The following is an 11,520-nucleotide window of genomic DNA, read 5'->3' as shown; positions in this document are numbered from 1 at the left end:
TTGTTTAATATTATGAAATAAAGATTAAACAAAATTATATCTTTGAAGAAAGAAAATTAATTATGGCTACAGCAAAAAAATCAACAACAAAAAAAACGTTAGATAAAGATAAGCTTATTTCCTTATATATGGATTACGTGCTGGAGGAAGAGAAGCGTCCAAAAACGGTTTATAAATTTTGTAAGGAGAATAAGATGAAGGAGGAGGAATTTTACAATTTCTACGGAAGCTTAGAAGGTTTGCAAAAAGGAATTTGGGAGCGTTTTTACGAGCATACTATCAATGTACTTCAGAAAAGCCCTGAGTTTGAAACTTTTTCTAGCCGCGAAAAAATGCTCACCTTTTTCTACACATTTTTTGAAATGCTAACCGCCAACAGAAGTTATGTTTTATTTTCTTTAAAGGAGCACGAGAACCAACTTAAAAACCTGCAGCAATTGAAAGGTTTAAGGAAAAATGTAAAATCTTTTGCGGCCGAGTTAATTGAGGATGCCAATGCAGAGAAAAACATTCAGGCATTGCAACAACCAGAAAAGATATTTTCGGAAGCGGCCTGGGTACAACTTATGTTCTTAATGAAATTTTGGATGGATGATAATTCTGCCCAATTTGAGAGCACCGATGTCGCCATAGAAAAGTCAGTGAATACGGTTTTTGATGTATTTGACAATACCCCGTTAGAAAGGGTAATAGATCTGGGGAAGTTTCTATGGAAAGAGAAAATGGCATAATAAAGCCTACATCTAGTAACTATGAAAACAATAGATAAAATACCAACAGGTAAAATTGGCCGTACTTCAAAACTGATGCAAACAGGGGTGAAGCTAGGGGGCAATTATCTTAAATATTACAGTAAAAAAGCTTTTAATCCCGATTATACAAGAGATGAGTTAGACCAAAGCAATGCCGATGATATTTATGATAGTCTTAAAAGCTTAAAAGGAAGCGCGCTTAAAGTAGCGCAAATGCTTTCTATGGAAAAAAGCCTTTTACCCAATGCCTACGTAGAAAAATTTAGTTTGGCTCAATTTAGTGTGCCACCGCTTTCTGCACCTTTGGTTAGAAAAACTTTTAAAAAATATAATGGGGCTTACCCTGAAGATTTATACGATAAATTTGCGAGTGAATCTGTTAATGCTGCCAGTATTGGTCAGGTTCATAAAGCCGAAAAAGATGGGAAAAAACTTGCTGTGAAAATTCAATACCCCGGTGTCGCAGATAGTATAAGTTCAGATTTGGCAATGGTAAAACCTATTGCTACCAGAATGTTTAATCTTCAGGGTAAAGATTCCGCAAAGTACTTTAAGGAGGTTGAAGGAAAATTATTGGAAGAAACCGATTATATCCTGGAGGTAAAACAGAGTAAAGAAATTTCTGAAGCCTGCGCACATATTCCCAATCTTAAATTTCCGAAATATTATGAAGAGTTGTCCAGTGAGCGAATTATTACGATGGACTGGATGAACGGAAAACATTTAAGTGAATTTGCAAAGGAAAATACCGACCAAAGCAAAGCAAATAAGGTAGGGCAGGCTCTTTGGGATTTTTATATGTACCAGATGCACGGTTTAAAAGAAGTACACGCCGACCCGCATCCCGGAAACTTCCTTATTGATAAAGAGGCTAATCTAATTGCTATAGATTTTGGCTGTATTAAAAAAGTGCCCGAAGATTTTTATGTGCCTTATTTTGAATTGGCAAATAAAGAAAATATTAATAATCCGGAATTTTTTAATGCTAAGTTATTTGAACTGGAAATATTAAGGGAAGACGATTCAGAGCGTGAAATTAAATATTTTTCAGCGTTGTTTTATGAAATGCTCAGCTTATTTACAAGTCCATTTCATGAAGAGAATTTTGATTTTGCAGACGAAATTTTTTGGAATTCAATTACAACTCTTAGCGAAAAATATAGCAATGATACCGAATTGCGAAAAATGAATGGAAATAGGGGAAGTAAGCACTTTTTGTATATAAACCGCACCTTTTTTGGTTTATACAATTTATTGCACGATCTCCAGGCGAAGATAGAGGTTAATAAGTTCCGCAATTATATGTCATAGTTGTTGGTTTTATTTATTGGTTAGGTTGTGGAAGAGCGTTGTTACCATCCCTACATGGTAATAGCGCTTTTCCTATTTCCAAACCTAACTGACTTATGAAATAAAAAGGCTGTCTGGAAAGCTTTTAAAAACGTCATCCTGGATTTATTTCAGGATCTAATAAGTCGATTACTATATTCAGGTTAGAAGCTGAAGACAAGTTCAACTTGACGGAAAAAAGCGTCCCAAACAGCCTAATTAAGCTATAGAGCCTAAAATTTTAATCTTTCATTTCCTCTGAAGCTTCAATATTTTCGGCTTCTTTTTTATTTTTCACATATTTTTCCAACCATTCATCCTGCTCCCAAAGCACATGCAAAACAGATTCTTTTGCGCTATACCCATGGCTTTCCTTTGGCAACATAACTAAACGTGCAGTAGCACCCAGCCCCTTTAAAGCGTTAAAATAACGTTCACTTTGCATAGGGTAGGTACCTGAGTTATTATCGGCTTCCCCGTGAATCAATAAAAGAGGTGTTTTCATCTTATCGGCGTGCATAAAAGGAGACATATTGTAATAGACCTCGGGGGCTTCCCAATAACTTCTTTCTTCACTTTGAAATCCAAACGGAGTAAGGGTTCTGTTATAGGCACCACTTCTGGCAATGCCTGCAGCAAATAAATTAGAATGTGATAATAAGTTGGCAGTCATAAATGCACCATAACTATGGCCACCTACGGCAACACGATCCCTATCTACGTAACCCATTTCGGCAACCGCATCTATAGCCGCTTTTCCGTTTGCTACCAACTGCTCTCTAAAACTATCGTTGGGTTCCTCCTTACCTTCTCCAATAATAGGAAAAGCCGCATCATCTAACACCACATAACCACGATTCACCCAATAAATTGGCGAACCATAATAAGGGTACGTGAAGTCGTTTGCATTTGAAGTATTCTGTGAAGCCGAATTTTTATCCTTGTATTCTCTTGGGTAAGCCCAAACGATCATAGGATGTTCTTCGGGATTTTCTTTGTCAAATCCGGCAGGAAGATAAAGTGTTCCGTTTAATTCTAATCCATCTTCGCGTTCGTAAGTAATTACTTCTTTGCTTACATTTTCAAGGCTTTTAAAAGGATTTTCGAAAGAAGTAATTTGGGTGATATCATCCTTTTTGTCAATATCCCTAATATAATAATTGGGATATTCGGTGGCCGATTCGATTCTTACCAGGATTTCCCCTTTTTCAATATCTAAAGCTTCTACAAGGGTTTCTTTTTTATCGTTATAATCAGATTGGTATAAACGTTCGGTTTTGCCATTTTCCAAATCTATTTTATCGGCAAAAGGGAATTGACCTTCCTCGCTATAACCTGCGCCCAGTAAGAAAGCATCTTCATCATCCAGTTTTAAAATACTTTGCCCGAATTCGTTTTTGGTAGTCACAAATCTTCCCGGGTCGCTGTAACGATCCTGATAGTTTCTATCAAAAATTATTTCAGGTGTTTCTGATGGTTTAGAGGGATTAAAGACGTAAGTCCTGGTATTACGGGTATTCCACCAATAATCGTTTGCTATGGCAATTTCATCATTGCCCCAGGTAATCCCTGAAAAACGATCTTTGGTTTTAAGGATTGAATTTCCTTCACCGCTAAAGGGCGCTTCTAAAACAAAAACTTCATCCCTAAATTCTACTTCAACCTCAGGATCTCCTTCGTCTAAGGCTTTTACATAAATCAGGCTGGCCGGTTTATCGCTACGCCACTGTAAATTTCTTCTTCCGGTTTGGGTAGCCATAAAACCTTTGGGAAGATCTTCCAATAAGGGCTCTTCGTTAACTTTGTTTACCAGTTCTCCGTTTGCAGTAAAAATGTTTGTTTCTGAAGGGAACCTGTAATAAGGAACCAAATAAGAAAATGGCTTTTTAATATGGTTCACCATTATATATTCCCCATTGGGAGAAAACGAAATGCTACTATACATTTTAGCATCCATCCATTTTTCTGAAGTACCGTCCAGGTTTACTTTTACCAATTCTGAACGTGCCAATTGCTCAAAATTATATTCGTCGTTTGGGTTTTTAAGTAAATCCTGGTAAGTTCGATTTTGCGCTTTTTCTCCATCGCTTACAGAAATAGTGGGACCCGTGGGAACCGCAGTTTCAGTATCTATTAAATCTTTACGATCTTCAGGAAGCATTTTCACCAAAATTGAAGAATTATCTTTAAACCAGTTTGTTGCATCCCGCATATTAGCATTAAGCTTTGCTTCGGTTAATTTTTGCGCCCTGGCATCTTTAAGGTGTAATACCCAAAGTTCTACTCCTTTATTGCTAGTATGGGTGAAAGCTATTTTCGATTCATCTGGAGACCAACTAAAATTAGCTAAACGAGCATTTTCTGGTAAGCCTTTTACCTGGGTGGCACTTTTTGCATCAATAGACTTTACCTTTAAGTTCTTATAATATCTTGCCCGGCTATTTATATTGGTAACGGGGTTAATTCGTAATCCGCCAAGTCTTAATTCTTCTTCGCTAAGCTCGGCGATAGACTTATATTGATCGCGATATAGAAATACCATCATTTCACCGTCACTATCTAAAATAGTTGAAGGGGCCAGGGGTACATCTACCAGTTCAAGAATCTCTTTGGGTGGTTTTTGGTAAGTTAAGTCTTCCTGGGCAATGAGTGCAGGAAAGCATAGCATAAAGCTAAAAATACTTAAGATAGTTTTTTTCATAAATGTGTGGTTTTTAAAATGGAATAAAAATGTGTAAAAGCATAATACTACTAATATTAACCCGATAATAAAGATTTAAATGTCTCATTAGCGCGGGTTATTTATTATATTGTATTCTTCATTTTTATTACATTTAATTCGACTAAAGTCTAAATATACTAAACAATAGAATATGTATCAATCTAAAATAGCCGGAGTTGGGAGTTATGTGCCAGAAAATGTTGTTACTAACGATGATTTGGCGAAAGTTATGGACACCAACGATGAGTGGATTCAGGAAAGGACCGGAATAAAAGAACGGCGTCATATTAAAAAGGGCGATGGTAATTCTACCGCTATCATGGGTGTAAAAGCTGCTAAAATTGCTATTGAGCGTGCTAAAATTGATAAGGATGATATAGACCTTATTGTATTTGCTACCCTAAGCCCCGATTATTATTTCCCAGGTTGTGGCGTTCAGGTACAGGAAATGCTGGATATTAATACCTGCCCGGCTTTAGATGTAAGAAACCAATGTAGTGGTTTTATATATGCGCTTTCAACGGCCGATCAATTTATAAAAACCGGAATGTATAAGAATGTACTGGTTATTGGTAGCGAGAACCATAGTGGTGGACTTGATTTTACTACGCGTGGTCGCTCGGTTTCTGTAATTTTTGGAGATGGAGCGGGAGCAGTGGTCCTAACCAGAAGTGACCATAACGGTGAGGGAATTCTCTCTACCCATTTGCATTCTGAAGGAAAACACGCCCTGGAACTTTCTTTAAAAGGACCAAGTACAGAGCATTGGGTTCCTGAGATTATAGCTGAAAATCCGCAGGGAGACGATATCCCTTATTATCCTTATATGAATGGTCAATTTGTTTTTAAAAATGCGATTCAGCGATTTTCTGAAGTGATTATGGAAGGATTAAACGCCAATGGCCTGGAAGTTAAGGATATTGATATGCTAATACCACATCAGGCAAATTTGCGTATTTCCCAATATATTCAACAGAAATTTAAATTAAGCGATGATCAGGTTTATAACAATATTCAGAAATACGGAAATACCACTGCGGCATCTATTCCTATTGCGTTATGCGAAGCCTGGGAGAAAGGAAAAGTTAAAGATGAGGATGTAGTAGTGCTTGCTGCTTTTGGTAGCGGATTTACCTGGGCAAGTGCGGTTATAAGCTGGTAAAGCTAATGTTGTTGATCTTAATAAATAAAAAAATGCTGTCTTTAAGCCTGTTTATTTAAAGACAGCATTTTTTATTGGTATGCATTTTTAGTTATACTTTTTTAAAGTATCTAAAAAGGTCGTAAATCCCAAAAACAATAAAGCCAACTGCCAGAATAGATCCAAAATTATCGGTTTCTGCGGCTGTTAAGTGGGTGTAGAGCCTATAAGTACCGTATACAAGAAAAATAATTCCCAATATTAAGTACCACTTGTTGCGTTTTCCTCCTTTGAGGTTACTCATCTTTATAATCTTTTGGGAAGGTTGTTTTTGCTATTTTTAAAGCTTCATCAAAATGATTTTTTACTACAAACAGCTGTACCTGCCCCGGTAAACCGCCACCAAATCCGGCGCGCAAGCCCGAATCAAAATCATTTCTAACCCGGGAAGAAATTCCGGCTTTATCAAAAATTTCCTGCAAGTATTGAACATTGGTTTCAGAACCTGTATACACGCGTACGTAAGATTCTTTTGAACTCATAATTTCTAGTTTTTAGTCCTATCTAAAGTACAAACTAAAATATAGCTCAAAGCTTATTTTAAATAGAGTTTAACGTTCTAGGCATTATAATACTTACTTTGCCAAATAGCTGAGCTAAAATTCTTTCCTTTCTTAATACCGTAAAAAATAGACAAACCCGCTACCCATTTAAATACAAAGAAAAATATAATAAAGAATTGTGTGGTGGTTTGCTGGGGAGAGAAAAGTCCGTCCGGGATGAGCAACGCAAGTAAAAAGCTAAAACCAAGCAAGACAAGTGTAAAATTTTCAAGATGCCTAAAAGGCCACATGATTAACTTTCTAAAAGGATGAAGATCGTTGCCCCATTTATGTACCAGGTAGAAATAATCGTTTCCCATGGGCACGAAAAGTAAGGGGTCGTCGGCATTTTCCAGTTTAAATAGCTTAGAAGGAGCTACAATTTTAAAGCCTTTTAAAGCAATTTGCTGTTCTTTTTCTAAAGCCTTGATTTTAGAAAGTACCTCATAAGGAATTTCCCCTTTAAAATAACTACTGTCTAAAAAGCGCAGGCGATAATCTATACATAATCTTTCAATATCTGAAAGATGAAATATTCTATGACTCTCCAATAAATCGAGGTTGAGGTTATTTATTTCATCATTACCTGTATAGATTTCATTTAGAATCTTGTCGTCTTTCTTTGCTTCTTTTTCAAAAATATCCTGTACTTGTTGTAATATATTTTCAGTAGAGATTCTTTTTTCACGAGACTTGTGCAATTGTACTTCAAGATTGGTACGTGGCAGATTTACTTTCAACTTCATTTTCTTTTTCTTTAGCATCTGTCACTAAATTAAGTAATTAAGATGATTTCTGCAATCCTATTTTCATTCTATAGTCTTTCGTGTTAAACCTATCACAATTAGATGTTTTTTAAAAATGTTTAATCTAAATAAAAATAAATTAGACAAATATTAAAACAAGCGGGTTCTTAAAGAAATGCTAAATCGTACATTCAAAAAAACCGAAGCATTTTTTATCTCGTTTATATCATAAACCATTTAAAAACTTTATTATGAAAAATTTAAAATTATTAGGATTTTTTTGTTTTCTATTTATTGGCGGGACTTTAATGGCCCAAAACGGAGCTACTATGGTGGGTGGTGCAGAGATGTATCCCAGCAAGAATGTTGTAGAGAATGCCTCGCAGTCTAAAGATCATACTACCCTGGTGGCGGCAGTGAAGGCTGCAGGTTTAGTTGAAACATTACAAAGTGAAGGTCCTTTTACCGTATTTGCCCCTACCAACACCGCATTCGAAAAATTACCTGCCGGAACTGTAGAAACATTGTTGAAGCCAGAAAACAAAGAAAAATTACAGGCTGTACTTACGTACCACGTTATTGCCGGCGATTTTAAGGCTAAAGATGTGGTAGCAGCTATTAAAAATGCCGATGGTAAAGCTACTTTTGAAACTGTACAGGGTGGAAAACTTTATGCAATGATGGAAAACGGTAAAGTAAAACTTAAAGATGCCTCAGGAAACGTAGCTACTGTGACACAGGCAGATGTTAATCAATCAAACGGAGTGGTTCATGTGATTGATACTGTAATTTTGCCCGGGAAATAGATTGTTTTTGAAAAAGAAAAATTAGGGCTGCCTGAAAAGATCTTAAAATCGCCATCTTAATTTTATTTCAATATCTAATTTGCTTACAATCAATAAGTAATTTAGAAGCTGAAAAATGTTAAGCTTGATCGAATTTGACTTTTTAGGCAGCTCTTTTTTGTTAATAAAATATCAAAGGAGCTAGAAGCTTTTTATAGTTCTCGGGGAAGATGTAATTTGCTCGCAAAATTGAAATTTATGAAGAAAATACAACTATTTATTACCTTAATTTTGGCGGGAGCCTTTATGATATCTTGTGGCTCTGGAAGCAACATTTCTAAAGATGCTGCCAGAAAATTAAAAGATTATAATACCTATTCTTTTTTGCCCAATAAAGATACAATTAAAGATAGATCGTATAATAACCATCGCATTCACGAGCTTATTATTTCTACAATTAACAATAACATGTCTGCCGAAGACTATGCCATAGATAATAGCAGGCCAGATGTGTTGGTGTATATTCATCCAATGTTTGATGAACGAGTAGCCGATGTTAATGCCGATCCTGTATATACAAATTTTTCCTATTACCGCCCGGGACTTTACATAGGTGATTATTATACAGATTATACCTACGATAATTACTTTACCATACAACGAATTACAGCAGGTGGGGAGATTAAACAAATACCTTACAAAGAGAAATCTATTGTTATAGATTTTATAGACAGAAAAACCAATCAAATTTTATGGCGTGGAACTGCCAATGAAGAAATTGGCTCAAAAAGATGGGAAAGGGATATAAGAAATTATATAGATGAAATTTTTAAAGAATTTCCTTAATTTTCTTTAATCCAGAATGAAAATTGGCTGTTTAAATAATTCGAACGTCATTCTAAACTTGTTGCAGAGTCAAAGTAAATGGCACTTGATTCAAATTAGAATCTGAAATAAATTCAGGTTGACGTAAGATCGAGACTTAAACAGCCAATTTTACATATAATTATCTCAATTCAGCCTGAAGTTCTTCTTCAAATCTATGCTGAAGTTTTTTCATCATTTTATCTACCTGTTTGTCGGTAAGGGTTTTGTTTTCATCTCTAAACTTGAAACTTACCGCATAACTTTTCTTCCCTTCAGGAAGGTTGTTCCCCTGGTAAACATCAAAAAGATCTACTTCTTTAAGAAGTTTCTTCTCTGTTTTTAGAGCGATCTCTTCAATTTCATTATAGGAAATATTATTATTTAATAGAAGGGCAAAATCACGTCTTACCTCAGGATATTTTGGAATGGCCTTAAAACTGGTCTTTCTATTCTTTGTTACTTCCAACAGGGCATCCCAATTAAAATCGGCATACAATACCTCCTGGTCAATATCAAAATGCTTTAATACTTTTTTCCGAATTACCCCAAAGGCAACCAAATTATTCTTAGCCGATGAGTAAACAAGCCCTTCAGAAAATACATCAGATTTTACTGCCGAAGATTTTAAACTATCAATTCCCAATCTCTGGAAAATAGACTGAATAACACCTTTTAATAAGAAGAAATCGGTTTTACCTAGACTAGAGTTCCAACGTTCCGCACTTCGGTCTCCGCTGATGAAAATAGAAAGATGTTTGTTTTCTACTCGGCTACCATTAAAATCGTGGTAAGTTTTACCGAATTCAAATAGTTTTAGGTTGCTGCGTTTTCTGTTTATATTATAGCTTACAGACTCCAGGCCCGAGTATAGCATAGACTGGCGTAGCACTGATAAATCCTGACTTAATGGATTTAACATTTCTACATTGTGAGAGGTGTTTAATTGTTCGCTTAACTCCGAGTAGGTTGGGGAAGTTAAAGAATTGGCCATAGTTTCGTAAAAACCCTGTCCTACCAGTTGGTTGGCAATTAAATTTTGAACCCGGTAATCTTCAAATTTAGAAGAATTGGCAACCGAAGCATTTAACTTGTCACCAAACTTAATATTGTTATAGCCATAAACCCTTAAGATTTCCTCAATCACATCGGCTTCTCTCTGTACATCTACACGATAAGATGGGATGGTAAGTCCCATTCCTGTTTCGGTAACATTGTTTACCCGAATTTCCAGAGATGCCAGTATAGATTTAATTGTTTCTTGTTGCAGGTTTTCCCCAATAAGCTTGTTTACCTTGTCAAAGGTTAGAAAAACCTGGAAATCTTCAATTTTCTTGGGGTATAAATCATCTATATCACTGGTAATTTCACCGCCCGCAATTTCCTTAATTAAAAGAGCAGCACGTTTTAAAGCATACTCGGTGATATTAGGGTCAATACCTCTTTCAAATCTAAAAGAAGCATCGGTATTAAGGCCATGCCTTTTTGCTGTTTTTCTAACACTAACCGGGTTAAAATAAGCACTTTCTAAAAATATTTGTGTGGTAACATCGGTTACCCCACTAGATGCCCCGCCAAATATACCGGCAATACAAAGTGGCTTTTCGGCATCACAAATCATAAGATCTTCCTCGTGTAGTTCTCGTTCTACATCATCTAAGGTGATAAATTTAGTCCCTTTTTCTAATGTTTTTACGTTAATTTCATTTCCGGCAATTTTTCCGGCATCAAAGGCATGCAGAGGCTGGCCCAGCTCGTGCATAACATAGTTGGTAGCATCTACCACATTATTTTTCGGGCTAAGCCCTATAGCTTTTAACCTGTTTTGAAGCCATTTTGGAGATTCTTCTACTTTTAGGCCTGAAATTGTTACTCCACAATATCTTGGTGCAAGTGCAGAATCTTCAACCTGAATTTGAATTTTAAGGCTTCTACTATCTACATGAAAACTACTAACTGATGGAGTAATAAGTTCCAGGTTTTTACCTTGTTGCGTATAACCGGCCTTAAGGTCTCTGGCAACGCCCCAGTGGCTCATGGCATCGGCACGGTTTGGGGTTAGGCCAATCTCAAAAACCTGATCGTTTTCCACTTCAAAAATTTCGGCTACGGGAGTACCTGGAATAAGGTCTTCTTTCATAACCATAATTCCTTCGTGACTTTGTCCAAGACCAAGTTCTTTTTCTGAACAAATCATACCAAAACTGGCTTCGCCTCTAATTTTCCCTTTTTTAATAGGCCAGGCATCTCCTTTTTCATCATACAGCACGGTGCCAATAGTGGCAACCGGAACTTTTTGTCCCGCGGCAATATTGGGTGCGCCGCAAACAATTTGTACCTGTTCTCCATTACCAAGATCTACAGTTGTAATTTGTAATTTATCGGCATTAGGATGACTTTTGCATTCCAGTACATGCCCCACTACAATTCCTTCAAGACCGCCTTTAATACTTTGAAAACTATTTAGGCCTTCTACTTCAAGACCAAGATCGGTAAGTAACTCCCCGGTTGCTTCCGGAGTTTCAGAAAGTTTAATGAATTGCTTAAGCCAGTTATATGAAATTTTCATGTCTCAATAT

10 protein-coding genes are annotated in these 11,520 nt (G+C 36.3%); 5 read left to right on the top strand and 5 right to left on the bottom strand.

Annotated elements, in window-relative coordinates; all coding sequences use genetic code 11:
* Positions 1-62 precede the first annotated feature (62 nt).
* Positions 63-731: a TetR family transcriptional regulator C-terminal domain-containing protein gene (locus I6U50_RS00345; RefSeq protein WP_198637453.1), complete on the top strand. Its 669-nt coding sequence runs from the start codon at positions 63-65 to the stop codon at positions 729-731.
* A 21-nt stretch (positions 732-752) separates the two neighbouring features.
* Positions 753-2,063, top strand: a complete 1,311-nt coding sequence (locus I6U50_RS00340; protein ID WP_198637452.1) for an ABC1 kinase family protein — start codon at positions 753-755, stop codon at positions 2,061-2,063.
* 259 nt (positions 2,064-2,322) lie between these two features.
* Here the strand turns inward: I6U50_RS00340 and I6U50_RS00335 are convergent, their stop codons facing one another.
* Positions 2,323-4,782, bottom strand: coding sequence for a S9 family peptidase (locus I6U50_RS00335; RefSeq protein WP_198637451.1), 2,460 nt, complete (start codon positions 4,780-4,782; stop codon positions 2,323-2,325).
* Positions 4,783-4,954: 172 nt separating this feature from the next.
* Here I6U50_RS00335 and I6U50_RS00330 point away from each other — a divergent pair, with 172 nt between their 5' ends.
* Positions 4,955-5,965 (top strand): 3-oxoacyl-ACP synthase III family protein, encoded by a 1,011-nt coding sequence (locus I6U50_RS00330; protein ID WP_193710542.1) that lies wholly within the window; start codon positions 4,955-4,957, stop codon positions 5,963-5,965.
* Positions 5,966-6,056: 91 nt separating this feature from the next.
* Here the strand turns inward: I6U50_RS00330 and I6U50_RS00325 are convergent, their stop codons facing one another.
* From I6U50_RS00325 to I6U50_RS00315, 3 genes are all read right to left on the bottom strand, one after another.
* Positions 6,057-6,248, bottom strand: a complete 192-nt coding sequence (locus tag I6U50_RS00325; RefSeq protein ID WP_193710543.1) for a hypothetical protein — start codon at positions 6,246-6,248, stop codon at positions 6,057-6,059.
* Positions 6,241-6,486 carry a putative signal transducing protein gene (locus I6U50_RS00320; RefSeq protein WP_198637450.1) on the bottom strand — a complete coding sequence of 82 codons (246 nt, stop codon included), beginning with the start codon at positions 6,484-6,486 and terminating at the stop codon, positions 6,241-6,243. Before I6U50_RS00320 ends, I6U50_RS00325 begins: the two co-directional genes overlap by 8 nt.
* A 77-nt stretch (positions 6,487-6,563) precedes the next feature.
* The gene (locus I6U50_RS00315; protein ID WP_198637449.1) at positions 6,564-7,292 is read right to left on the bottom strand and encodes a hypothetical protein; all 729 of its coding nucleotides are present in this window, start codon (positions 7,290-7,292) and stop codon (positions 6,564-6,566) included.
* Between the two features lie 251 nt (positions 7,293-7,543).
* Between I6U50_RS00315 and I6U50_RS00310 the strand changes: the two genes are divergently transcribed.
* Entirely contained in the window at positions 7,544-8,098 is a 555-nt protein-coding gene (locus I6U50_RS00310; protein WP_198637448.1) for a fasciclin domain-containing protein, read from the top strand.
* A 237-nt stretch (positions 8,099-8,335) separates the two neighbouring features.
* On the top strand, positions 8,336-8,923 hold the full coding sequence (locus I6U50_RS00305) for a DUF4136 domain-containing protein (RefSeq protein WP_232804666.1): 588 nt from the start codon (positions 8,336-8,338) through the stop codon (positions 8,921-8,923).
* Between the two features lie 160 nt (positions 8,924-9,083).
* Here the strand turns inward: I6U50_RS00305 and pheT are convergent, their stop codons facing one another.
* Positions 9,084-11,510 carry a phenylalanine--tRNA ligase subunit beta gene (gene pheT / locus I6U50_RS00300; protein WP_198637447.1) on the bottom strand — a complete coding sequence of 809 codons (2,427 nt, stop codon included), beginning with the start codon at positions 11,508-11,510 and terminating at the stop codon, positions 9,084-9,086.
* Positions 11,511-11,520: the final 10 nt, after the last annotated feature.

This window comes from Salegentibacter maritimus (genome assembly GCF_016236975.1).
GTDB lineage: Bacteria > Bacteroidota > Bacteroidia > Flavobacteriales > Flavobacteriaceae > Salegentibacter > Salegentibacter maritimus.
The sequence above is the reverse complement of the archived record's forward strand: the minus strand, read 5'-3'. Positions and strand labels throughout refer to the sequence as shown.

Bases quoted from the DNA above. Each gene is read 5' to 3' on its own strand.
- I6U50_RS00345 (WP_198637453.1), top strand. From the start codon at position 63: ATGGCTACAGCAAAAAAATCAACAACAAAAAAAACGTTAGATAAAGAT.
- I6U50_RS00340 (WP_198637452.1), top strand. From the start codon at position 753: ATGAAAACAATAGATAAAATACCAACAGGTAAAATTGGCCGTACTTCA.
- I6U50_RS00335 (WP_198637451.1), bottom strand. From the start codon at position 4,782: ATGAAAAAAACTATCTTAAGTATTTTTAGCTTTATGCTATGCTTTCCT.
- I6U50_RS00330 (WP_193710542.1), top strand. From the start codon at position 4,955: ATGTATCAATCTAAAATAGCCGGAGTTGGGAGTTATGTGCCAGAAAAT.
- I6U50_RS00325 (WP_193710543.1), bottom strand. From the start codon at position 6,248: ATGAGTAACCTCAAAGGAGGAAAACGCAACAAGTGGTACTTAATATTG.
- I6U50_RS00320 (WP_198637450.1), bottom strand. From the start codon at position 6,486: ATGAGTTCAAAAGAATCTTACGTACGCGTGTATACAGGTTCTGAAACC.
- I6U50_RS00315 (WP_198637449.1), bottom strand. From the start codon at position 7,292: ATGAAGTTGAAAGTAAATCTGCCACGTACCAATCTTGAAGTACAATTG.
- I6U50_RS00310 (WP_198637448.1), top strand. From the start codon at position 7,544: ATGAAAAATTTAAAATTATTAGGATTTTTTTGTTTTCTATTTATTGGC.
- I6U50_RS00305 (WP_232804666.1), top strand. From the start codon at position 8,336: ATGAAGAAAATACAACTATTTATTACCTTAATTTTGGCGGGAGCCTTT.
- pheT (WP_198637447.1), bottom strand. From the start codon at position 11,510: ATGAAAATTTCATATAACTGGCTTAAGCAATTCATTAAACTTTCTGAA.